The following is a 21,805-nucleotide window of genomic DNA, read 5'->3' as shown; positions in this document are numbered from 1 at the left end:
TTTAAAACTCGCTTGCCCCGAGGGGCAATCGACAAAGTTTCAAAGCATTGGCTATAACAAACCGCACCACTTCTGATTCGAAGCGATGCTTCTTACATGTTGTCATATTTCTTATGAGTTATTCTGTTTTCAAAGATCAAATGTTTGTCGCAATCGGCGTACCGTTTGTTTCAAACAAGGCGGGTCATAGTACCGATCTCGCTGAATCGATCAACCCGAAAATCAAATTATTTTAAACACCCTGAAGAAGGAAGTTTTGAGCACTGCTCCGAAGAGAATTCCCTTTCTTTGCATGAACAGCTAGCAGCTCGTTTTGCGCAGAAAAGGAACCGGTCAAACCCCGGCCTGATTCCAAAACTTCAGTTGGTATTAAAAGAACAAGTCTCTGTTCACTGAACAGCCTCATAAGCGACTGACGTGTTGTGAACAGGGCGACGAATAGTAGTCAGATTCGTCTTTCCAGCAACCGTTTTCTGAACTTATTTTCAGCCCCCCCTCACAACCCGCTCATAAACCACGTTTTACAAAAGACGTTTTTATGAAAAAAGGCCGCCGAAACCGGCGACCCGCAAAACTACGCAGATAAAAATGCCAAGTATCCGGCAGCATTTTCATCAAATCCTGGCAGCGACCCTCCCGGATTCACAGCTCTTCATCGTCTGCCATACCCTCAGAATCCACATAGATTATCCCCTCTGCGAGGGAAACTAATCCTGAGCGGCTGCCGCGGCGCGGGCACGGCGCACATCAATAAAGCTCTTAATAAAGAAAAACATCGAAAGTGCCGACGTCAGCATCATCACCACCACGCGAACCACCGCCATGGAATCATCACGTCCCAGCGCAGCCGTAAGCGGCTTGATCAACGCAATCAGAATGATCAGTGTCAGCAGCACCGCAACATGCGCCACAATTTTATTTTCCTTTTCGACGCCCTTATAGAGGGCAAGAATCACAATCCCGAATCCAACCGGAATAAAGGCCGTCGCTGACGGCGTCTCCGACCCGAAATAAGCCCATAGGCCAAAAACAATCAGAACCAATGCATTAATCAAACTAGCGGTATGTGCTTTCATTATATCTCTTTCTATTTATTGGAGGGACAAGATTACTTCTTTTCGGCGCAACCATCCTCAGTATCCGCAGACAACAAGAAAGTCGTCCCTCCAGATTATTTAAGAACATCTTCCAGGAATTGGAGAAAATGATTCCACGATTCCCGGTCCGGTCCTTCACGATAACGCGGGCTGCCGATAACGGTCCATCCGTGCGGCGCCCCCGTATACGAAATCAACTGCGCAGGCAGCGCCTGTTTTTCCAGCGCTTCGGCCAGCGCGGCATACGGCGGCATGCCGTCGGTGATCGAATGATGGATCTGATACACCCCCTTTGCTTCGGAATAATCCTGCCCCTCCGGCAAATCCAGCCCGCCATGAAACGTCGCGAACCCCTTCACCGACTCGCCCGACCGCGCCAGCTCCAGCGCCGCCGTTCCACCGAAACAGTAGCCCATCACGACACAATTATCCGTATTCAAGCCCTGCGATTTTGCAAATTCCAACGCCCCCCTCATATAAGAACGCATTTTCGGGCGGTCACCGGTCAGGATCGACATACACTTTTTCCGGCCTGCAATCTCCGTCGGGCGCACGCCCTTACCATAGAGATCGATCGCAAACGCCGAATAGCCCAGCTCCTTCAGCATTTGGGCGCGCTTAACCTCATAATCCGTCAGCCCGTCCCAATCATGAATAATCACAACCAGCGGCGCCGTTTTGCCGCTCTCTTCGATGTAGCCCTCAAAAGCAACGCCATCCACCGAATAATCAACGGCCGTCCCGGCCGCAACCCCGCCAGCCCAAAGACCGGCCAGACTCAAGAGCATAAACAGCGATTTTTTCATGCATACCTCCGTTGGTTGAGCAGAGGATAACGATCCGGACATCTTACGCCACGAAAAAACAAGACCAATTCGGTTCGCTTTAAACAGTTATTAAATTCAATAGCCATCATTCAGCCTCAGGTCTACGCTTCAGTCTTTAATTCCGGACCAAATCCATGCCCACATTTAAAATCATTCGCAGAACCCTTCGAAAACCGCTGGAAACCTTTTCCTTCCGCATCGGCACCCTTCTGATCCCGCTCTTTCCCCGGATCTTAATGATTGCGATCTACCATATCGCCGGGACCGTCACCTATTATGTTGCCAAACGGGAACGCACCATCGGACTGGCCAACCTCAATGCCGTATTTGGCAGCTCCAAAACGCCCGCCGAAAAAAAGCACATCCTCATTCAATCCCTTATCAGCTTCACGCGGACCATGGGCGACATCTTCTGGTTTTCCCTTTTCACCCAAACCCGCACCAAAAAATATCAGCAGTTTGTTCCCGAAGACGGACCGTATTTTGAAAAACGCGCCCACATCATCATCACCGCCCACGCCGGAAACTGGGAACTGATCGGCCTGGAAAGCGGATTACGGGGCATCGATGTCGCCAGCGTCGCCGCCGTCACCAAAAACCGCGGGGTCGACATACAGCTGAACACCCTGCGCGAAAAAACCGGCATGACCATCATTCCCCGCGAAGGCGCCACTCGCACGCTCATCAGTCGATTCAGGAACAAAGGGAAAGCCGCATTTGTGCTCGATCAGAATACCGCGGAAAAAGACGGCGGCATCTGGGTCAACTTCCTCGGCATGCCCACACCGGTCTCCTCCGCCCCCGCGCACCTCTCCTACCGCACCGGCACCGACATCATCTTTGCCTTCAGCCAACCCGTAAAAGGCGGTTGCTACGAAGCCCATACCGGCCCCGTCATCACCCCCCCGTCTTTTGACAAACAGGCCGACCAGAAAGAAATCGTCAAACAACTCACCCAGCAGATCATGGACGTCATCAGCACGCAGATCCGCAACCACCCCGAAACCTGGCTCTGGTCGTACAAACACTGGAAACAGATCAAACCCGGCACCGACCCCGCCCTCTATCCCGACTACACCTAAACACCGCCCTGAAAAAAAGAAAACCCACAGACTCAGCCGAATCTGCGGGTTGTAAAATGGCGGAGGAAGAGGGATTTGAACCCCCGAGGCGTTTCCGCCCACACGATTTCGAATCGCGCGCCTTAAGCCACTCAGCCATTCCTCCGTGTGCTTAAAAATGAAGGGCAAGAACCTAGTCACTTCCCCCGCTCCGGGCAAGTCCAATTCTGGAAAACCTTTATACCTCTTGTGACTTTTACGAGCAGCCCGCCCCTGCTAGCCTTTGGCCTCATTTCCAACCGAAGGATTTTCAATGAAACCGACGCTACTGATTATGGCCGCAGGCATGGGCAGCCGCTATGGCGGGCTCAAACAGCTCGATCCCGTGGGACCCAACGGCGAAACTCTGCTCGAATATTCCATCTACGACGCCATCCAGGCCGGATTCGGAAAAGTGGTTTTCGTGATCCGACACGATTTTGAAGATGAATTCAAAAAACAGATCGGCAGCAAATTCACCGATAAAATCGAGGTTCAATACGCCTTCCAATCTCTGGAAAATCTGCCCGCCAGATTCACCGTGCCCGAAGGCCGCACCAAACCCTGGGGCACCGGACAGGCGGTGCTCGCCGCAAAAGATCTGATCAACGAACCCTTCTGCGTACAGAATGCCGACGATTTTTACGGCGCCGAAGCCTACCAAACTATCGCCACCGGTTTCCAATCTCTGGAAAAACCCGAAAGCTGCATGGTCGGCTACCGCCTGAAAAACACCCTGTCGCCCCACGGCTCCGTTTCGCGCGGCGTCTGCAAAATCGAAAACGGCTATCTCGCAGAAGTCAACGAACGTACTGAAATCATCACCAACGCCGCCGGCACCGTTCAATATATTGAAAACGGCGCGGCCACCGATATGACCGGCAACGAAATCGTCTCCATGAACTTCTGGGGATTCGCGCCGGAATTCTTCCAAACCCTGGAAGAACGGTTCATCGAATTTCTAAAGGTTAAAGGCGGCGAACTGAAATCCGAATGGTACATCCCCGACATCGTCACCCGCATGATGAACAACGGCGAAACCAAAATTAAGATTCTCAGTTCCGATGCCCAGTGGTTCGGCGTCACCTACCCCGAAGACCGCCCAGCCGTCGTCAAAGCACTCAAAAAAATGCACGACAGCGGAATTTATCCCCCCAAACTATGGGGATAACAAAACCACGAAATACACGAAAAGAATCCGATCGCACGGCTTCGTGTATTTCGTAGTAAAAAAATCATCAGCACACCGACAGGATTATCCCTGCATTAACCCCTTCAGGCACTTGCCTATATCCGCATTGCTGTATTCACCTGCAAACTGATCCGCTCCGACACCAACGGCGGTGGTCGGCACCAGCGCAGCAGTGTGCTGATAACTGGTCCATCGCGCTCCGGCGCATTCAGCCAGCGCATGCAGGCAGCTGGTCACCGCTGCATTCCGCTTGCCGTACATTTTCTGAATTTCCGGGTCGCGGGCGTCTTTTTCACGGCTCTTAAACGTCTGCTCCACCGCCTTGCGGATATGTTCGGCTGAATCAGATGTCAGATCGGAAAGACCGAAATCACCAACCAGCCGATCAAAGGCGGTTCCCGCCGAAACAGAACCCTGTTTTTTCCAGACGCCCACCTCATCCACATATTTCTGACCCCGGGATTCCTGAGCATCGACCACCTCAACCATTTTCGGCGACCGAGATGCCAGCTCAAGCCCACCCGTTTCATGATCCGCCGTCACAACCACCAACGTTTCGTCTCGATGTTTTTCATAAAATTCCATCACCGCCGCCACCGCCTCATCAAACGCCAGCGTTTCGTGGATATTGGTCGCCAGATCATTCGCGTGACCGCTCCAATCGATTTTACCGCCTTCCACCATCATAAAAAATCCCGGTTCGCCATCGAGCAGCTCAATGCCTTTACGGGTTAAATCGGCCAGCGGAAATTCCTGACCGCCATCAATGGCATAGCCCATTTTATGCTCAACGACGATTTTACGGTCCCCCGCCTGCAATGCATCAAATTCCCGGCGGGTTTTCACCAGCCGATACCCGCCGGCCTCAAGCAGTTGATCCGGCGCAGTTTTCCCTTTGGCCCTGCCCCGGCCCAACAACGGCTCTCCTGCAAAATAATCAAACCCGGTCTGCGGCAGCTGTTCGGTAATTTCGTAATACATGTTCCGCTTTGGAACCCGGGCATAAAAACAAGCCGGGGTCGCATGGTCGATCGGCACGGACGTGACAATCCCCACTTTCATCCCTGCTTCCTGCGCATCATACGCCATCGACCGCAACGGCGATTTCAGATCCCGTCCCAAACCGACAGTACCATTCAGCGTTTTCTCTCCGCAGGCCAAAGCGGTTCCGGATGCCGCCGAATCGGTCACTTTTCCGGCAATGTCATTCGTCGACGCCATGCCCCTGACAGGTAACCGGTTCATACTCAGAACAGGATTCCGCGAGGGATACTTTGCCCGGGCATACCGCTCCGCCACTTCGCGCTGGGCCCCGCCCATTCCGTCACCGATCAGCAAAAAAACATATTTTGGAGAAACCGGCGCAATCCGGCCCGCTCCAAGTGCGACCGACGCCGCGCCCATTGCACCTATAAAAAACCTGCGATTCATATTCACTCTCCGTTTACTGTTCTAAAATTCCGGTATCGCGCATCCACGCTTCACAGAGCACCGGCCACACCGTATGTACCGGATGCCCGCGGTCGCGCATGCCAAAGCCGTGTCCACCCCGCGCAAACAGATGCGATTCCACTTCCACGCCGGCCGCATCCAAAGCCTTCGTGTACGCCAACGTGCTGCGATAATATTTTTTATCGTCCTTTGCCTGCACCACAAACGCCGGCGGTGTTTCGGCATCCACCCGAACCTCATCCACCAGCTCAATTCCGCCCTTTTTGAACAGATAGGCCGGATAAACCAGCACCGAAAAATCTGGCCGGGTTTCAGAGTTACTGCACGCCGCCGTCAGATGTCCGCCGGCCGAAAAACCCAGCATCCCGATTTTCCGCGGATCGATTTTCCAATCGGAAGCATGCTCCCGAGCCATTTTCACCGCTTGTTTGGCATCCGCCAGCGCACCAGTGCGATTTCCCGGAACCCGATACTTTAATACCGCCGCCGAAACTCCGATGGAATTCAGCCACTCCGCAATCTCCGTTCCCTCCGAATTCATGCTCAGAATGCTGTAGCCGCCACCGGGACAGATAATCACAAAAGGCACCGAATCTTCCGACTTCGCCATAAACAACTGCAACGTCGGCTCACTGACATTCGTCAGCCGAATAACATCATCCCCTTTATCCGGGGCCAGCTCTTCCGATTTTTCCGCACCGGTCCCCGGCATATCGCCGTTCCAAAGTTTAATTTCATTCTGCGCCATCACCGCAACCCCCATCATTAAACAAAACCCGGAAAACAATCCTTTATGCATCATATCGAACACTCCCACTCTGAATCATTCTTCTCCGCCCCATTTGCAACCCGCTTCCTCCCCACGGCTGCATCCGGAAAATTACCGGCTCCTGATAAAAAATCGTTACAAGGTAGCAAAAGACGATCAACAAACAAAATGCTAAAAACAAAGCCGCACCATAGACCGGACACAAAAAAACCCGCACCGGAAACCGATGCGGGCAAAAAAGTGGCGCACCCGTCAGGAGTCGAACCTGAAACCTCCTGATTCGTAGTCAGGTGCTCTATCCAATTGAGCTACGGGTGCGCTTTAAAAGCGGTCTTTCTCGCGAAAGAAGTGGGGAATGTATAGAGAACCCTTCAGACGGTCAACGGGAAAAAGTGAAAAAAGTTACTATCCGCCCAATCCATCCAGTTCCGGCTTGCAGAGTTCATAGAAATCGCACATCCCGCAATTGGCCGGATCAAGGGTCAGCTCCCACTCCTCTTTGGGCAGCGGCTCATTTTTTTCGCGATCTTCATCCACCAGATATTCGGTCATCGCCCCCACGGAATCACTCATCAGCAGCTTTGTTTCTTCAAGCTCTTCGTTCGTAATCTGGAACGGCAGCACCTGGCCTTCATTAAGGTATTCAACATAAAGAAAAATTTTATCCAGCTGTGCGCCGTATTTCACGATTGCCCACAGCGCATAAAGCGAAAGCTGCAGTTTATGCTGATCGGCTTTTATCTTACCGGCCTTCCAGTCGTGAATATGGACTTCATCGCCGATTTTATAGGCATAGTCAGGAATCGAATAAATCTTCACCCCTTCATAAATGAAGTGCTCCACATCTCCGCCCGTTTCCGGTGTGGCGATACGGAATTCCTGCTGCGGCTGAACATTTCCAACCCTTGGAAGCACGAGATCAATAAAATTCTGAATGCAGTTACGGATCTGGGCCGCCAGCGCCCGCTTGGCCTCTTTCTCCTCTTCGCCGGAAAGTTTGCCGTAATAGTGATCCCTCAGGCAGCAGAACTGTTTCGGGCTCGTCCGCCAGTTTCCTTCGAGCGACTCATTCCATTTTTTGGTCATGAACGGGCGGGCAATGGTATTCCAGGCATCGTCCACCGTCACTGATTTACCGGCCTGATGCTGCCGCAGCACCCACATAATGGCATTTTCCGCCGCCTGCCCCATTAATCCCCAGCGGTTGTCCATTTTATTCAGCCGATACGCCGTCTTCTGCTCCTCGGTCGCATTCCGCGCCCAGCCGCCCCACATCGCATATTTACTCCAGTAGCGCCGCCGACGGCACTGCTCAAAATCCTCCGATGCACTGAACGACCACGAAAATGTATTTTTCAACTGACCCAATTTAAACCTCCAAAATCAAAGCATGGCATACCACCGATCGCTTTGTCAGTCACAACAGCTGCAGCATACCTGCTCCCCGCTTCCAGCCGTTGGAAAAACCAGCCGTCTTTTTCACCCTCTTCGTTGGGCACCGAAAACGAGGAAAGCTCGCGGAACAGCCCGGAACCGATGGCTTTCACATAAGCTTCTTTTCGGGCCCAGTGATGAAAAAACAGTCCATGCACATCCTCAGCCGCTTCAATACGCCGGGTTTCCTCCGGGGTAAAATAGCGCGAGGCAATCGACAGCACATCCATTTCACGGCGGATTTTTTCCACATCCACCCCCACCTGACGCTCCCGGCCGAAAGCCAGCACCACCCAGTCGCCGGAATGGGAAACATTGAAGCCGATGGCTCCGGAAGCAGGCGATACAAGAAAGGGCTTCCCGTTTTTTGAATAACCGAAGCTGATCTCGGGCGCAGCATATCCCGTATAGGCCGCGAGCAGGATACGCAGTGCCCCGCGGGCAACGATCGACGAGTTCCGATCCGTTTCCCGCCGGAACCGATCCGCTTTTTCGCGCTCCTCCCGACAAAGCACCTTTTCCAATGCCTGGAGTTTTCCCAGGCACCGGGGCACTTCAGCACCCCAGATGTGGATATCAGAAGTTCCAAGGACTGGAATATCTTTCAGCTGATCGATGGCTTTCATAAGCCCGGCATGGTGAAGAAACGTACTGTTTTGCGCAAATAAAAACCCCGGTTCCCGAATATGATCCATATCATTCTAATATTATCGATTGACTTTTATCGATTCGATAATACCCTTATTGCGCTTATGTATTTCCGGGGAAAACCATGAAAAACAGCATCATTATCTGTATGGGCAGTTCATGCTTTGCGCGCGGCAACCGCGAGCATCTGGAACTGATCGAAAACTATCTGCACGGCAACGGCATTGCCGCCGAGATCACTTTTTCAGGCTGCCGTTGCCGCGACAAATGCGGATGCGGACCCAATATTGAAATCAACGGAAACCTTCATCATGAACTCGATACCGGCACCCTGCTCGATCTGCTGGAACACTATTTTTCAGATGCGCTGCCATCGCCATGATGGCACGAAGATATTTTCCAATGTTCGGACCCACAGTAACCCGCAGAAATCGCCTAAATTATGAACCGTCAATATCCCATCTATACTGAAAAGACCGACTGCCGCGACTGCTACAAATGCGTGCGGCACTGTCCGGTCAAAGCCATTAAAATTGAAAACGGACACGCCACGGTGATTCCCGAACGCTGCATTGCCTGCGGCCTCTGCGTACATACCTGCCCGGCAGGGGCGAAAAAGGTAAGAAACGACGTTGCCCGCACCAAAAACCTGCTTCAGCGCAAAGACAAAGTCATAGCATCGCTTGCCCCGTCGTATGCGGGGGAATGGCCGGACACAGCTCCGGGCGCACTTGCCGGTGCCCTCAAGCAGCTTGGATTTTATGCCGTCAGCGAAACCGCGCTCGGGGCCGAAGCGGTAACGCACTCCATCGCGGAATCGCTGAAACACGCTGCGCCGGGGCTGCATATCTCCACCGCCTGCCCGGTGGTCGTAGACCATATCAGAAAATACCGCCCCGAATTTACCGGTTGCCTCTCCTCCCTGCTCAGCCCTATGCAGGCGCATGCCCGGCTGCTGAAAGCGCATTACGGACCGGATACCGCCGTCGTATTTATCGGCCCGTGTATTGCAAAAAAATGTGAAAGCGATGCCTTTGACGGGCTCACCGATATTGCCCTTACATTTCAGGAAACTGCTGAATGGCTGGATGAATGCGGCATTATTCCGGAAGAGGTCGAACCCGCGGTTTTTGAGCCCGAACCGGCCGCACACGGCGCACTCTATCCCGTCGTCGGCGGTATGAACAAAACACTGGAGGATTACGACCTTCCGGACACGGAGCTGCTCGCCATGAGCGGCATTGATGCCATTTTACAAACCCTGGAAAATCTCGATACTGAATCGCTCGATGTACCGGTTTTTCTGGAAGCACTGGCCTGCCCCGGCGGCTGTATCGGCGGTCCGCAGACCAAAGCCCGCCATACCCTGCTCACCGGGGAACTGGCCATCCGCCGCAACACCGAAATGAAGCGCCCGGCCGCACCCGCAGAAGCGGTCCGCCACACCTTTTCCGCCGCTCCGCCGGCTCCGGCCGCCGCGTCGGAATCGGACCTGCGCACCGCACTTGAGCGCGTTGGGAAACATAAACCGGAAGACGAACTGAACTGTGGCGGCTGCGGCTATGAAACCTGCCGGACTTTTGCCGCGGCCCTGCTTCAAGGAAAAGCCGAGCCCGATATGTGTTTGTCCTATCTCCGCAAACAGGCGCAGAAAAAGGCGAATGCCCTCCTGCGCTGCATGCCGTCGGGCGTTGTAATTGTGGACGATGCGCTGCGGGTCATTGAGTGTAACGAAAACTTTGCCATGCTGGCCGGCGAGGGAACCCGGCTGGCTTACGAGGCCCGCCCGGGCCTTGAAGGTGCCGATCTTCGAAAAATTCTGCCCTTCTTCTCCCTGTTTGACCACGTGAACCAAACGGGGCGGGAATACCATTCCGATACCCTGCGATTTGACGACCGGCTCCTTAAAGTGAGCATCTTTCCGATTGAAACCGGAAAAACGGTGGGAGCCACCCTGCTCGATGTAACCCAGACGGAATACCGGCGTGAACTCATTGCCCAGAAAGCCCGTGAGGTGATTGATAAAAATATGGCCGCAGTACAGGACATTGCCTGCAAACTCGGCGAACACATGGCCGATACCGAAATTCTCTTGCGCTCCATTGCGGACGACTACGCCGACGCTCCGGAATCCCACCAATCCCGCCGATGAAAAATCTCTTCACAGAACTGGAATTCTATCAGGTGCGCAAAGCCTCGGAACATACTGCAGGCGATGCATTCATGGTGCAGAAAGATCCGGAGAGTCACCGCCTGCTGGCCGTGCTGTCCGACGGGCTCGGCAGTGGCGTAAAGGCGAATATCCTCGCCAACATGACGGCGAGCATGGCTATTAAGTTTGCGGATTCCTATACGGACTTTGTCCATTACGCCCAGATCATCATGAACTCGCTGCCGGTCTGCCGGGTCCGGCGTATTGCTTACGCCACGTTTACGGTGATCGACTGCCATCCGGACGGTTTCGTACAGATTGTTGAGCAGGGCAACCCCCCGTTTATCCTGCTTCGAAACGGAAAAGCGGTTAAGGTGCCATGCCGTGAATTTGCAGGCGATCAGGATGATTACCGAAAGCTGCGCGTCAGCCGCTTCACTGCACAGCCGGAGGACCGTATCATTTTTTTCAGCGACGGTGTGACTGAAGCCGGCATGGGCTCCCCAAAGTATCCGCTGGGCTGGCGGCTCAGCGGCTGCACAGCGTATACCGAAGAGCAGGTTCAGAACGACACATCAATTTCCGCCCGCCGGCTTGCCCGCTCCATTGTACAGGCCGCCCTCCAGCTCGAAACCGGATACCAGGCCTGCGATGACATTACTTCGGGCGTGCTTTATTTCCGGACTCCGCGCAGAACCCTGCTCGCCTCGGGCCCGCCGTTCTCGGAAAAAAAAGACCGGGAATATGCCGAAATCATCCGCCGGTTCGACGGCACCAAAATCGTCAGCGGCGGGACCTCAGCAGATATTGTTGCGCGCGAACTGAAGCGCGAAATCCAAACCGACCTCTTCCGCTTTAAACGTTCGTCCCTGCCCCCGGTTTCAACACTGGACGGTATCGACCTCGTGACGGAAGGCATTCTTACCCTGACCGAAGTTCTGAACCTGCTGGAGAAAAAAAAGAGGCCGGTTCAACAGAATGCCGCCACATTGCTCTGCGAACACCTGCTCAACTCCGACCTCATCCACCTGCTCGTCGGCACCCGGATCAACCAGGCCCATCAGGATCCCAGCCTCCCGATGGAACTGGAAATCCGGCGCAGCCTGCTGCGGCGCATCGCAACGGTTCTGGAAGAGCATTACCTGAAAGAAGTAACCCTGGAGTTCATATGAAAACCGTGAATGTTTCGATCTGTACCGGCACCGCCTGCCATCTGATGGGCGGGGCCCACCTGCTGACTTTTGATGAAATGCTTGATCCGGTGACGGCCGGCCACGTCACTCTGACCGGTTCCCACTGTCTGGGCCTCTGCGGCGATGAAAAAAACGGAAAAGCTCCGTTTGCCCGCGTGAACGACCGTATAATTTCCGATGCAACGCTGAACAAACTGCTCCGCGCCGTGCGTGAAGAAATTGGACTGGAGTCGGACTAATGTTCCACGACAACAAGGCCAACCGCCTCCGAAAAGAAATTCTGGCTCGCGTTGCCCGGGCTTTTTTTGCCGACCAGCCCGCCGACACCATTAACCGCATCCCGATCAGCATGCGGCTGAAAGGGGCCCGGAATGCCTCCCGTTGCTGCATCTATAAAGATCGCGCCGTCCTGAAATACCGCACCATGGCCGCTCTCGGCTACAGCGTGGAAAATGAAACGGATGAACTGAAACCGATTAGCGCCTATTTTGAAAATGCCCTGCGGCGTACAGAAGCCGCCGACCCGGTACTGACCGTCATCGATGTCGCCTGCAGCGCGTGCGTGACCACGCAGTATTCCGCCACCAATGCCTGCAAAGGCTGCCTTGCACGCTCCTGCGAAACCGTCTGCCCCAAAAAAGCCATCGAGTTTCGCGAAGGCAAAGCCTGGCTCAATCCCGAAAAATGCGTGAACTGCGGACTCTGCATGAAAGCATGTCCCTATCATGCCATCATTCACATTCCCATTCCATGCGAAGAAGCCTGCCCTGTCGGTGCCATTACCAAAGATCCTGAAACCGGTCGGGAACTGATCGACCGCACCAAATGCACGTATTGCGGAAAATGCCTGCGCGAATGTCCCTTTGCCGCCATCACCGACCTCTCCCAGATGATTGATGTGCTCAAGGCGCTTCAAAGCCGTCATGCCGTCGCCATGATTGCGCCGTCGGTTGCCGGCCAGCTGCCCGGCACACTGCCGCAACTCATTACCGCACTCAAAACCATCGGTTTTTCCGATGTGGTGGAAGTGGCCGCCGGCGCTGATCAAACCGCGCTGCATGAAAGTGCGGAATGGCTCGAAAGAACAACGGGCGGCGAAGCGTTCATGACCACCTCCTGCTGTCCGGCCTATATTGAAACCGTGGAAAAACATCTCCCGGAGCTTAAACCCTATGTTTCGGACACCCCCACTCCGATGGCCTACACCGCCGCCAATGTCCGGAAAAAAGATCCCGAGGCAATAACCGTATTCATCGGCCCATGCATCGCAAAACGCGTCGAGGCCCGGAAAAATCCGGACGTCGATTTCGTGCTGACCTTCGAAGAACTCGGGGCCATGCTGGTGGGGGCTGAAGTGGATGTGCTCGAATGCGAAGCGGCCTCCTTTTCGGCCGAGCCTTCTCGTGAAGGACGAGGGTTTGCCGCCAGCCGGGGTGTGACGAAAGCCGTCGAAGCGGCTCTGCCTGACTGCCGGCGGCTCATGAAACCGGTGCAGGTGGATGGAATAGACCGAAAGAGCCTGCTCCGAATGAAACAATGGAGCTCCGGAACCTGCCCCGGTAATTTTGTGGAAGTGATGTCGTGTGAAGGCGGCTGTATTGCCGGCCCCGGAACCATCGGAAATCCGCGAATCGCCCTTAAGGAACTCGCCAGACTGTGCGATGAAAGCCCAACGATGACCGACCGCCGAACGGACGAACCTGTTTCGATATAAAAATATCGTTTATACGGTTGACTTATATCGATATTTTTATATCTTTTAACGCATATACACCGCTGAATAACCCCGTATTTTGTTATTCGCCTGTATTCTGGGATTACTCCAACTCCCGCAACAAAACGGCGCGGGGCAGTGTTTTTGCCACCACTGCCCCGCGCCGTTCCCTTTTTCCAACCCTTGGAATCTAGTCTACCACCAGACCTTCGGCGCGGAAAATATCGGCATATTGCTTCACCTCTTCAGCCCCCGGCTCCCAGGTTTCGGAAAGACGGTATGGAAGTTCATACTTTTTCCACTTCCACTCCCCCATCTTATGAAACGGAAGCAGTTCAACTTTTTCGATGTTGCCCTGTGCCCTGGCCCATTTCGCCATTTTTTCCAGACAGTGGACACGATCATTGAGACGCGGAACGATGACGTAGCGCATCCAGACCGGTTTCGCGACCGACGCCAGGTATTCAGCAAATGCCATGGTGTTTTTATTCGATTCCCCGGTAATGATCTGATGCATGTTGGCATTCACGCTTTTGATATCCAGCAGAAAAAGGTCGGTCAGCTCAACGATCCGTCTGACGGTCTCGGTAATCAGTGTGAAACCGCTGGTGTCGACCACCGTGTGAATCCCCTCTTCCCGGCAAAGCATCAGCAGGGCTTCCAGAAACCGCGGCCGGCTCATCGGCTCTCCTCCGGAAAAAGTGACGCCGCCGCCGGATGTTTTCCAGAAATTACGATATTTGCTGATTTCGTCGAAAACCTCACCGGCCGTACATTCATCGCCGCCGCCGAATTCCCAGGTTTCCGGATTATGACAATAGAGACAGCGCAACGGACAGCCCTGCATAAACACCACGGTACGCAGCCCCGGACCGTCTACCGTCCCGCAGCTTTCAAAAGTGCTGATACGCCCGCGAACTTCTCTGGCTTCCTGTAACGTCATGGAATGAATTGAACAGAAGAACGCGAAGGGCGCAAAACAAAATTGCCGTCACTCCTTCGCGTTCTTTATAATCTCTGTTTTTCAGCTACATCCGTTCGTGGAAGGTGCGGTTGATCACATCAAGCTGCTGCTCGCGGGTCAAACGCGTAAAGTTCACGGCATAGCCGGAAACACGAATGGTGAGCTGGGGGTAGAGCTCCGGTTTTTCCATGGCATCTTCAAGCATTTCGCGGTCGAATACGTTGACGTTGATATGCTGTCCAGTTTCCAGGAAATAGCCGTCGATCAGTCCCGACAGATTCTGCACCCGCGTTTCATCGGTTTTTCCCAATGCTTTCGGAACAATGGAGAAGGTATAGGAAATCCCGTCTTCCGCATCATCATACGGCAGTTTTGCCACGGAAGCCATCGAAGCAACCGATCCTTTCACATCCCGCCCGTGCATCGGATTCGCCCCCGGAGCAAACGGTTCGCCCGCCTTACGTCCATCCGGCGTATTTCCGGTTTTTTTGCCGTACACCACATTTGATGTAATCGTAAGAATCGACATCGTCGGCTCGGAATTCCGGTAGGTCGGATGTTTGCGAAGCTCAGCCATGAAGCCTTCAACCAGTTCGCAGGCGATAGAATCCACGCGGTCGTCGTTATTGCCATAAGCCGGATAATCGCCTTCGACCTCATAGTCGGTCGCAATCCCCTCTTCATTACGGATCACTTTAACTTTAGCATGCTTCATGGCGGAAAAGGCATCGGCCACCACCGAAAGCCCGGCAATTCCGCCGGCGAGCGTACGGTGCACCTTGCGGTCATGCAACGCCATCTGAATGCGCTCATAGGCATATTTGTCGTGCATGTAGTGAATAACATTCAGCGTGTTGAGATAGAGCCCCGCGAGCCAGGCCTGCGTCTTTTTAAATTTCTCCATCACTTCATCGTAATCGAGGTAGTCAGATTCAACTTTGCCGAAGTCCGGCCCCACCTGTTTTCCGCTCTTATCATCAACACCACCGTTGATCGCATACAGCAACGCCTTCGCCAGATTACAGCGCGCACCGAAAAACTGCATCTGTTTGCCGATCGGCATCGCCGAAACACAACAGGCGATTCCATAGTCATCACCGAATTTCGGACGCATCAGATCATCATTTTCATACTGAATCGTGCTGGTATCAATAGAGACCTTCGCGCAGAAATCCTTGAAATTCGACGGCAGTTTTTCAGACCACAGCACCGTCAGATTCGGTTCCGGCGCCGGACCCAGATTGTAGACCGTATGCAGAAAACGCATACTGCTTTTGGTGCAGAGCGGACGGCCGTCCGTGCCCATTCCTCCGATGGATTCCGTCACCCAGGTGGGATCACCGGAAAAGAGCTCATCGTAAGCCGGCGTACGGAGAAAACGAATCATGCGGAGCTTCATAACAAAGTGATCAATAAACTCCTGCGCTTCAGTTTCTGTAATCACGCCGTTCGCGAGATCACGTTCAATGTAAATATCCAGGAACGTGGAAACGCGGCCGAGCGACATCGCCGCACCGTTCTGCTCCTTGGTTGCCGCCAGATAAGCCAGATAGGTCCACTGAATTGCTTCCTGCGCCGTTGATGCCGGACGCGAAATATCAAAACCATACGTTTCGGCCATCGCTTTGAGCTCTTCCAAAGCCCGCAGCTGCTCAGACAGTTCCTCCCGCTCGCGGATCACCTCTTCGGTCATTGCACCGAGATCGGTTTCGGCTTTCTGGGCCAGCTTATCTTTGATCAGAAAATCGACACCATACAGGGCTGCGCGGCGATAATCGCCGATGATCCGGCCGCGGCCATACGCATCCGGCAGACCCGTCACAATTCCGGCCGACCGCGCTGCGCGCATTTCCGGCGTATAGGCATCAAACACACCATCATTGTGTGTTTTCCGGAACTTCTTATAAAACTCATTAACCTGATCATCAAAGTGGTATCCGTAAGCATCGAGCCCCATCTCCACCATACGACGACCGCCGTTCGGCATAATCCCCCGTTTCAGCGGTTTATCCGTCTGCAGGCCTACAATTTTTTCCAGCGACTGATCAATGAAACCCGCGCCATGGGAGATAATCGTGGAAGGACGATCGCTATCCGCATCCAGAATACCTTTGCTCAGCTCTTCTTTCATCAGGTCGGAAACCTGCGTCCAAAGGCTGGACGTCGCGTCCGTCGCCGGAGCCAGGAAAGAGCCGTCGCCCTCATAAGGCGTATAGTTCGCCTGAATAAAATCCCGCACATCCACTTTTTCTTTCCAGATCGTCCCCTGAAAACCGTCCCACGCTTTGTCCATTTATTCACTCCTAAGTTAACGTTGTCTGCCGAATATATTCATGAATTACAGGAAAGAAGGGAACCGAAATTAAGAAATTATACGGCCGAATACCTGTATGCATGATCAATATTCACCCCTGATATGATCCAAAAATGACGAACAAGGCCGCGATCTATAGGCAAACCGGTATTTGAACGCAACTCATTTTAGGATATATTTATATCGATTGCATATGATCGATATTTATGCAAACTATGTACATAATACTCCGGGGTTCGGTACGGATATGGTTGTCTCGGATCGAACCTCAGGTATCGATTGACGGATATCGACCCAGACTGGTACGATTTATCACAATTACTTGGAGAATTTTAATGAGTCAAATGGAACGAAAAACTGCAGGCGTGCCGACCCTGAAACGCCTGCCGCTCTATTTACGGTTACTACGGAAAATGAAAGAAAGCGGGGAGGAATATGCCTCCGGCACGGTCGTCGCCAAAGAGCTGGGACTCGATCCGATCGTAGTCCGCAAAGACCTGGCCATTACCGGTGCCGTCGGCCGCCCGCGGCTGGGCTTCCCGATGGATGAAATCATCTCCGCCATTGAAGAGTTTCTGGGCTGGTCCAACACTTCCGATGCCTTTCTGATCGGCGTCGGCAGCATGGGCACCGCCCTGCTCGGTTACAAAGGATTTGAACAGCACGGTATGCGGATCGTTGCCGCATTCGACAACAATCCCGCCATCATCGGCACCGAAGTACACGGAAAAACCGTACTCGATATTGCAAAAATGCCGGAGCTCGCCCGCCGGATGCATGTACAGATCGGAATCCTGACCGTCACCGCTTCAGTGGCGCAGGGTGTGGCCGATAAAATGATCGAAGGCGGCATCCGCGCCATCTGGAACTTCACCCCTACCAGCCTCGACGTTCCCGCCCACGTCATCCTTCAGCGCGAAGAACTCGCCTCCTCACTCGCCGTCCTCTCCCACCGCCTGCTGGTGGAAAGCAGCAACATCTGATCTTCCAGTCTCTGGAAAACAAAAAAGCCCGGTCATGACAACCGGGCTTTTTCAGTTTCAAAATACCTGTCTACAGCAGAGGCCAGCTTAAATCCTTTTCGCTGACGACGTTCGGTTCAATGGGTAATTTGATCCCCAGCTTCGGATCGTTATAGCGCACCCCCCGCTCACATTCCGGCGTATAATAACCGCCGACCATGTAGAGCGACTGGCTGTCAGGTTCCAGCGTCAGGAAACCATGGGCAAAAAAAGCCGGCACATAAACCATCGTCTGATTCTCCGGCGTCAGCTCGATTCCGAAGTGCTGGAGATACGTCGGCGATTCCGGGCGCATATCCACCATGATGTCGTAAATCGCCCCGCGGGTGCAGCGCATGAATTTAGGTTCCGGTGCTGGGGCAGTCTGCCAGTGCAACCCTCGGAGTGTACCGACATCTTTACTGAATGAGGTATTCACCTGCACGAACCCCGTAGGAATTCCATGTTCCGCAAACTCCTTTTCACAAAACGCGCGGGCAAAATATCCCCGGTCATCACCGATCGGACTCTGTCTGATAATCCATGCATCCTTCAGAGGAGCTTCTTTAAAAATCATTGTTCAACTCCTTAATCCTGCCAGACTTTCCATGGCGCTTTACCGGAAGCCCACAGCTCTTCGAGCACATGCTTGTCGCGCAGGGTATCCATGGGATGCCAGAAATCGGCATGACGGTAGGCATTAAGCTCTCCGGCCAGTGCCAGCTGCTGAAGCGGCTCCCGCTCCCACACCATATTATCGGAATCCACATAATCGATCACGTCCGGTTCCAGCACAAAATAACCGCCGTTAATCCAGGCACCGTCACCATCCGGCTTTTCCTGAAAATGCTCCACTTCCACCTGATCCGGACCCAGCGTAAACGCGCCGAACCGCCCCGGAGCCTGCACCGCGGCCATGGTGGCTTTACGCCCCGTTTTTTTATGAAATTCAATTTCGTCGGAAATGTTGATATTGCAAACCCCGTCCCCGTAGGTCATGCAGAAAGTTTCATCATCAAGATATTCGCGAACGCGCCGCAGACGACCGCCCGTCATGCTGTTGAGCCCGGTATCAACGCAGGTAACCCGCCAGGATTCGACGCGGGAACGGTGATATTCAATGGTATTGTTCGCCAGGTCGAAGGTGACGTCCGCCTCGGAGAGAAAAATTTTTGAAAAGTACTCTTTGATCACATTGCCTTTATAACCGCATGCCACGATAAAATCAGTGATCCCATGATGGGCATAGGTTTTCATAATATGCCAGATAATCGGCTCCGGACCGATATCCACCATGGGTTTCGGCCGGACTGCACTTTCCTCACTGATCCGTGTGCCATAGCCGCCCGCCAGAATGACTGCCTTCATATTCCTGCTCCCTTTCTGTTTATCCCTGCATTTTTTCCATTTCGTCGACCATATATTCCGTGAATGGAATCGAGCATGTCCACCCCGGCGAAACCGCATTAAGCACATGAAACGATTTTTCATCGCCCTCAAACAGGAAGTCCATTTCCAGACTCTTTTTCTTCAGGTTAAGCAACTGTGCACGAATGCCCGAAGGTCCCCACTTCTGCAGCGTTGAACGTTCAAGTCCTGTTGCGAGCGACTGGGAAAGTTCAACCAGATGAGCCCGGTTATATTTCTTCAGTTCTTCGCGGGCGAGACGCCGGAAATCAAAATCAGCCTTCATCATCAGCTGTGTGCCGAGGCTGGTCGTTTCGCAGAGCTCTCCGAACTTAAAATTATCCGCTCCTTTATACTGCTCGCGCCAGAACGCCGGAATCGCCGTCGGACCGATTTTATGATGCCCGTCCGCTGTCACCGTTACATGCACTCCGAGAAAAGGATTATTCAGATTCGGCACCGGATAAATGTTGGTTTTAAAACTGCCGACCGGCTCATTCGATTTCAGATAGAGCCCTTTAAACGGGAGAATCGCATATTCTTTGCCGAACCCGAAAGCGTGACCCACACGATCGGCATAGAGACCGGCTGCATTGACGACATAGCCTGCGTCAAACTCCAGCGTTCGGGTCCACACCCGGTTTCCATCACATTTTACAAACGGTTCCGAACATTGGAACTCGATCCCCATTTCCGTGGCATCTTTTCTGAACTGAGCCATCACCGGTTTCGGATCGCCCGTTGCCGTATTCGGACTCCACAGCGCATACTGGCAGGTCTTCACACGAGGCTCGATTTCCCGGGCTTCTTTTTCCGTGATTTTGATCAGCTCCACGCCATTGGCCAACCCCCGCTTATGCAGCTCATCCAGCGTGGGAATTTCCGATTCATCCTTCGCCACCACCAGCTTACCGCATTCATTCAGCGGCAGTTCATGTTCGCGTATATAATCCTTAAGCAACGCGTTTCCATCGCGGGTAAAACGCGCCTTCAGACTGTTGGCCGTATAATAAAACCCGGCATGCAACACCCCGCTGTTCCGTCCGCTCCCATGCAGTCCCAGTTCCGGCTCCTTATCCACCACACAGATCGACGCTCCCGGATGCCGGCGCTTCAGGTGAAGCGCCATATTCACACCGATGATGCCGCCACCGATAACCAGATAATCCACCGCTTTGACTGCCATAAACCGTTTCCCTCTTTAGCGCCGCACAGGCATATAGTTTTCCACATAGGCCGAAACCTCTTCATAAGAGGTACTCTCCACCAGCGCAAAAGAAAAGGTAAATGGAACCGATTCAATCAGAAACCCGAAACCCTGTTCATCCGTACGGCCGAAGCCGAACACCGTCATGCCGCCTTTGCCGCCCATCGGCCAGTATTTATCCAGAAACCGGTCCGGGCCATCGTACGCCAGCGCGATACTGCGCTTCGTTTTCGGATCGCAGAATGCCACCCACTTGGGATCCGGTGTTTCCAGCTTCTGCGTTTGTGAACACGGCTTCCGCACTCCGTCAGAAAACAGAATCTGCTGAAGATCCGGCCGGAATTTACCACCCGGTGTACCTTCATAAAGCAGCCAGACCGGCGATGCAATTTTCAACGCCCGCATCTCAGCATGCGTCGACCGAAACGTCCACTCTACATCCCAGGCTCCGCCATCTGCTGTCGATCTAAGCCGGACCAGCTCCTTCGATTCCTCCAGCAACGTCGTTTCACCGGTTTCATAGCCCGGATGTCCGAACGTCTCATAGCCCATATTCGGAATCCCGCGGTAATGCCCTTTGGGTCCGCCCTTCGGCCGGTAGCTGATCCAGTCTTTCCCGTCGCAATCCAGCAGACTCGAAAAAGCGCACCCCCGTTTCTGGTATAAATACGTCGCCCGCTCTGTAACAACCTCATACGAAAGCTGGCCTTCATCCATTATATTATCGCGAACAGTAACCATTCCACTTCCTTAATCATCAGTGATGCGAACGCACCCGGTAAAACGCATTGCTTGAATCCACCGGAATACTCCATAAAACAGCATCTCCGGCCGTCATCCACGAGTCCAGATCAGACGACTGCTCCAACTGAAGCCATAACCAGGCGGTATTATTCGAAACGGAAAAACCGGCCTGTCCGATACTGATATCAAGTACTGAATTTGACGGATACAGATCATAAACCTCATTGTTGTCCCGGATATAATCCACCCGCCACAGATCACTCGCAAGCGGATCTCCGCCATTGGTGATTTCAAGCGAATCACTGAAACTATCGCCGTCCGAATCCGAATGAAGCGGGTCAGTTAAATGAATTGTAACCTCATCACGGTCAGAAAGGCCATCGTAGTCGGAGTCCACCAGATTCGGATTGGTGCCGTAGCTGCTGACTTCAAGATCGTCGGTCAATCCATCGGAATCGGTGTCCGTGTTCAGCGGGGAGGTGCTGTATATATGCACTTCATCTCCGTCACTCAGTCCGTCCCCGTCACTGTCGCTCAAGAGCGGGTCGGTGCCTGCAGTCACTTCATCCCCGTCGACCAGACCGTCGCCG

At 53.4% G+C, this 21,805-nt stretch carries 21 protein-coding genes, 2 tRNA genes and 1 pseudogene; 9 read left to right on the top strand and 15 right to left on the bottom strand.

Translation table 11 applies throughout. The features are described 5' to 3' along the window. Positions 1-707: 707 nt before the first annotated feature. Together P9H32_RS03755 and P9H32_RS03750 are read right to left on the bottom strand one after the other, a co-directional pair. A complete protein-coding gene (locus P9H32_RS03755) occupies positions 708-1,076 on the bottom strand; it encodes a hypothetical protein (RefSeq protein ID WP_322607533.1) in 369 nt (122 codons plus the stop codon). Between the two features lie 95 nt (positions 1,077-1,171). Continuing rightward, complete coding sequence (locus P9H32_RS03750; RefSeq protein WP_322607532.1) at positions 1,172-1,903, bottom strand: dienelactone hydrolase family protein; 732 nt, start codon at positions 1,901-1,903, stop codon at positions 1,172-1,174. Positions 1,904-2,058: 155 nt separating this feature from the next. Between P9H32_RS03750 and P9H32_RS03745 the strand changes: the two genes are divergently transcribed. After that, positions 2,059-3,006 (top strand): lysophospholipid acyltransferase family protein, encoded by a 948-nt coding sequence (locus P9H32_RS03745; RefSeq protein WP_322607531.1) that lies wholly within the window; start codon positions 2,059-2,061, stop codon positions 3,004-3,006. Positions 3,007-3,063: 57 nt separating this feature from the next. Here P9H32_RS03745 and P9H32_RS03740 read toward each other — a convergent pair. Beyond that, positions 3,064-3,151: transfer RNA gene (locus tag P9H32_RS03740), tRNA-Ser, on the bottom strand. Positions 3,152-3,298: 147 nt separating this feature from the next. Between P9H32_RS03740 and P9H32_RS03735 the strand changes: the two genes are divergently transcribed. Then, positions 3,299-4,195 carry a nucleotidyltransferase family protein gene (locus P9H32_RS03735; RefSeq protein ID WP_322607530.1) on the top strand — a complete coding sequence of 299 codons (897 nt, stop codon included), beginning with the start codon at positions 3,299-3,301 and terminating at the stop codon, positions 4,193-4,195. A gap of 84 nt (positions 4,196-4,279) precedes the next feature. Here the strand turns inward: P9H32_RS03735 and P9H32_RS03730 are convergent, their stop codons facing one another. After that, on the bottom strand, positions 4,280-5,647 hold the full coding sequence (locus P9H32_RS03730) for an alkaline phosphatase (protein WP_322607529.1): 1,368 nt from the start codon (positions 5,645-5,647) through the stop codon (positions 4,280-4,282). A gap of 13 nt (positions 5,648-5,660) precedes the next feature. After that, positions 5,661-6,470: an alpha/beta hydrolase gene (locus P9H32_RS03725; protein ID WP_322607528.1), complete on the bottom strand. Its 810-nt coding sequence runs from the start codon at positions 6,468-6,470 to the stop codon at positions 5,661-5,663. On the opposite strand from P9H32_RS03725, the gene P9H32_RS03720 reads away from it, so the two are divergent. Continuing rightward, positions 6,462-6,716, top strand: coding sequence for a hypothetical protein (locus P9H32_RS03720; protein ID WP_322607527.1), 255 nt, complete (start codon positions 6,462-6,464; stop codon positions 6,714-6,716). The genes P9H32_RS03725 and P9H32_RS03720 overlap by 9 nt on opposite strands. On the opposite strand, the gene P9H32_RS03715 is transcribed toward P9H32_RS03720, so the two are convergent. The 3 genes from P9H32_RS03715 to P9H32_RS03705 form a co-directional block, all read right to left on the bottom strand. Then, positions 6,679-6,755: transfer RNA gene (locus P9H32_RS03715), tRNA-Arg, on the bottom strand. The genes P9H32_RS03720 and P9H32_RS03715 overlap by 38 nt on opposite strands. Before the next feature lie 87 nt (positions 6,756-6,842). Further along, complete coding sequence (locus P9H32_RS03710) at positions 6,843-7,805, bottom strand: CRISPR-associated protein Cas4 (protein WP_322607526.1); 963 nt, start codon at positions 7,803-7,805, stop codon at positions 6,843-6,845. Further along, the gene (locus P9H32_RS03705) at positions 7,793-8,566 is read right to left on the bottom strand and encodes a 4'-phosphopantetheinyl transferase family protein (protein ID WP_322607525.1); all 774 of its coding nucleotides are present in this window, start codon (positions 8,564-8,566) and stop codon (positions 7,793-7,795) included. Before P9H32_RS03705 ends, P9H32_RS03710 begins: the two co-directional genes overlap by 13 nt. A gap of 77 nt (positions 8,567-8,643) precedes the next feature. Between P9H32_RS03705 and P9H32_RS03700 the strand changes: the two genes are divergently transcribed. From P9H32_RS03700 to P9H32_RS03680, 5 genes are read left to right on the top strand one after another with little or no spacing between them, the layout of a single operon-like run. Next, entirely contained in the window at positions 8,644-8,901 is a 258-nt protein-coding gene (locus P9H32_RS03700; protein WP_322607524.1) for a (2Fe-2S) ferredoxin domain-containing protein, read from the top strand. 60 nt (positions 8,902-8,961) lie between these two features. Beyond that, positions 8,962-10,671 (top strand): [Fe-Fe] hydrogenase large subunit C-terminal domain-containing protein, encoded by a 1,710-nt coding sequence (locus tag P9H32_RS03695; RefSeq protein WP_322607523.1) that lies wholly within the window; start codon positions 8,962-8,964, stop codon positions 10,669-10,671. Then, the gene (locus P9H32_RS03690) at positions 10,668-11,843 is read left to right on the top strand and encodes a SpoIIE family protein phosphatase (protein WP_322607522.1); all 1,176 of its coding nucleotides are present in this window, start codon (positions 10,668-10,670) and stop codon (positions 11,841-11,843) included. The genes P9H32_RS03695 and P9H32_RS03690 overlap by 4 nt, the downstream gene beginning before the upstream one ends. Beyond that, positions 11,840-12,103: an NAD(P)H-dependent oxidoreductase subunit E gene (locus P9H32_RS03685; RefSeq protein ID WP_322607521.1), complete on the top strand. Its 264-nt coding sequence runs from the start codon at positions 11,840-11,842 to the stop codon at positions 12,101-12,103. The genes P9H32_RS03690 and P9H32_RS03685 overlap by 4 nt, the downstream gene beginning before the upstream one ends. Next, positions 12,103-13,578: a monomeric [FeFe] hydrogenase gene (locus tag P9H32_RS03680; protein ID WP_322607520.1), complete on the top strand. Its 1,476-nt coding sequence runs from the start codon at positions 12,103-12,105 to the stop codon at positions 13,576-13,578. Before P9H32_RS03685 ends, P9H32_RS03680 begins: the two co-directional genes overlap by 1 nt. Positions 13,579-13,768: 190 nt before the next feature. On the opposite strand, the gene pflA is transcribed toward P9H32_RS03680, so the two are convergent. Then, the gene (gene pflA / locus P9H32_RS03675; protein WP_322607519.1) at positions 13,769-14,521 is read right to left on the bottom strand and encodes a pyruvate formate-lyase-activating protein; all 753 of its coding nucleotides are present in this window, start codon (positions 14,519-14,521) and stop codon (positions 13,769-13,771) included. A gap of 85 nt (positions 14,522-14,606) precedes the next feature. Further along, positions 14,607-16,835 carry a formate C-acetyltransferase gene (gene pflB / locus P9H32_RS03670; RefSeq protein ID WP_322607518.1) on the bottom strand — a complete coding sequence of 743 codons (2,229 nt, stop codon included), beginning with the start codon at positions 16,833-16,835 and terminating at the stop codon, positions 14,607-14,609. 356 nt (positions 16,836-17,191) lie between these two features. Between pflB and P9H32_RS03665 the strand changes: the two genes are divergently transcribed. Then, positions 17,192-17,839, top strand: a complete 648-nt coding sequence (locus P9H32_RS03665) for a redox-sensing transcriptional repressor Rex (RefSeq protein ID WP_322607517.1) — start codon at positions 17,192-17,194, stop codon at positions 17,837-17,839. A 70-nt stretch (positions 17,840-17,909) separates the two neighbouring features. Here P9H32_RS03665 and rfbC read toward each other — a convergent pair whose 3' ends face one another. The 5 genes and pseudogenes from rfbC to P9H32_RS03640 form a co-directional block, all read right to left on the bottom strand. After that, complete coding sequence (gene rfbC / locus P9H32_RS03660) at positions 17,910-18,434, bottom strand: dTDP-4-dehydrorhamnose 3,5-epimerase (RefSeq protein ID WP_322607516.1); 525 nt, start codon at positions 18,432-18,434, stop codon at positions 17,910-17,912. 11 nt (positions 18,435-18,445) lie between these two features. Next, positions 18,446-19,225 carry a glucose-1-phosphate cytidylyltransferase gene (gene rfbF / locus P9H32_RS03655; protein ID WP_322607515.1) on the bottom strand — a complete coding sequence of 260 codons (780 nt, stop codon included), beginning with the start codon at positions 19,223-19,225 and terminating at the stop codon, positions 18,446-18,448. 19 nt (positions 19,226-19,244) lie between these two features. Further along, positions 19,245-20,450 carry an L-2-hydroxyglutarate oxidase gene (gene lhgO, locus P9H32_RS03650; RefSeq protein WP_322607514.1) on the bottom strand — a complete coding sequence of 402 codons (1,206 nt, stop codon included), beginning with the start codon at positions 20,448-20,450 and terminating at the stop codon, positions 19,245-19,247. Positions 20,451-20,465: 15 nt separating this feature from the next. After that, positions 20,466-21,212 carry a hypothetical protein gene (locus tag P9H32_RS03645; protein ID WP_322607513.1) on the bottom strand — a complete coding sequence of 249 codons (747 nt, stop codon included), beginning with the start codon at positions 21,210-21,212 and terminating at the stop codon, positions 20,466-20,468. A 16-nt stretch (positions 21,213-21,228) separates the two neighbouring features. Beyond that, a pseudogene (locus tag P9H32_RS03640) lies at positions 21,229-21,805 on the bottom strand (binary toxin-like calcium binding domain-containing protein); the annotation flags it as partial.

Source organism: Pontiella agarivorans, assembly GCF_034531395.1.
Taxonomy (GTDB): domain Bacteria; phylum Verrucomicrobiota; class Kiritimatiellia; order Kiritimatiellales; family Pontiellaceae; genus Pontiella; species Pontiella agarivorans.
This window is presented reverse-complemented; position numbering and strand designations above follow the sequence as displayed.

Excerpts from the sequence above, each read along its gene's own strand:
- P9H32_RS03680 (WP_322607520.1), top strand. The coding sequence starts at position 12,103 with ATGTTCCACGACAACAAGGCCAACCGCCTCCGAAAAGAAATTCTGGCT.
- P9H32_RS03720 (WP_322607527.1), top strand. The coding sequence starts at position 6,462 with ATGCATCATATCGAACACTCCCACTCTGAATCATTCTTCTCCGCCCCA.
- P9H32_RS03700 (WP_322607524.1), top strand. The coding sequence starts at position 8,644 with ATGAAAAACAGCATCATTATCTGTATGGGCAGTTCATGCTTTGCGCGC.
- pflB (WP_322607518.1), bottom strand. The coding sequence starts at position 16,835 with ATGGACAAAGCGTGGGACGGTTTTCAGGGGACGATCTGGAAAGAAAAA.
- P9H32_RS03725 (WP_322607528.1), bottom strand. The coding sequence starts at position 6,470 with ATGATGCATAAAGGATTGTTTTCCGGGTTTTGTTTAATGATGGGGGTT.
- lhgO (WP_322607514.1), bottom strand. The coding sequence starts at position 20,450 with ATGGCAGTCAAAGCGGTGGATTATCTGGTTATCGGTGGCGGCATCATC.
- P9H32_RS03750 (WP_322607532.1), bottom strand. The coding sequence starts at position 1,903 with ATGAAAAAATCGCTGTTTATGCTCTTGAGTCTGGCCGGTCTTTGGGCT.
- P9H32_RS03690 (WP_322607522.1), top strand. The coding sequence starts at position 10,668 with ATGAAAAATCTCTTCACAGAACTGGAATTCTATCAGGTGCGCAAAGCC.
- P9H32_RS03730 (WP_322607529.1), bottom strand. The coding sequence starts at position 5,647 with ATGAATCGCAGGTTTTTTATAGGTGCAATGGGCGCGGCGTCGGTCGCA.
- P9H32_RS03685 (WP_322607521.1), top strand. The coding sequence starts at position 11,840 with ATGAAAACCGTGAATGTTTCGATCTGTACCGGCACCGCCTGCCATCTG.
- P9H32_RS03755 (WP_322607533.1), bottom strand. The coding sequence starts at position 1,076 with ATGAAAGCACATACCGCTAGTTTGATTAATGCATTGGTTCTGATTGTT.
- P9H32_RS03665 (WP_322607517.1), top strand. The coding sequence starts at position 17,192 with ATGAGTCAAATGGAACGAAAAACTGCAGGCGTGCCGACCCTGAAACGC.
- rfbF (WP_322607515.1), bottom strand. The coding sequence starts at position 19,225 with ATGAAGGCAGTCATTCTGGCGGGCGGCTATGGCACACGGATCAGTGAG.
- P9H32_RS03735 (WP_322607530.1), top strand. The coding sequence starts at position 3,299 with ATGAAACCGACGCTACTGATTATGGCCGCAGGCATGGGCAGCCGCTAT.
- P9H32_RS03645 (WP_322607513.1), bottom strand. The coding sequence starts at position 21,212 with ATGGTTACTGTTCGCGATAATATAATGGATGAAGGCCAGCTTTCGTAT.
- P9H32_RS03695 (WP_322607523.1), top strand. The coding sequence starts at position 8,962 with ATGAACCGTCAATATCCCATCTATACTGAAAAGACCGACTGCCGCGAC.
- P9H32_RS03745 (WP_322607531.1), top strand. The coding sequence starts at position 2,059 with ATGCCCACATTTAAAATCATTCGCAGAACCCTTCGAAAACCGCTGGAA.
- P9H32_RS03705 (WP_322607525.1), bottom strand. The coding sequence starts at position 8,566 with ATGGATCATATTCGGGAACCGGGGTTTTTATTTGCGCAAAACAGTACG.
- rfbC (WP_322607516.1), bottom strand. The coding sequence starts at position 18,434 with ATGATTTTTAAAGAAGCTCCTCTGAAGGATGCATGGATTATCAGACAG.
- pflA (WP_322607519.1), bottom strand. The coding sequence starts at position 14,521 with ATGACGTTACAGGAAGCCAGAGAAGTTCGCGGGCGTATCAGCACTTTT.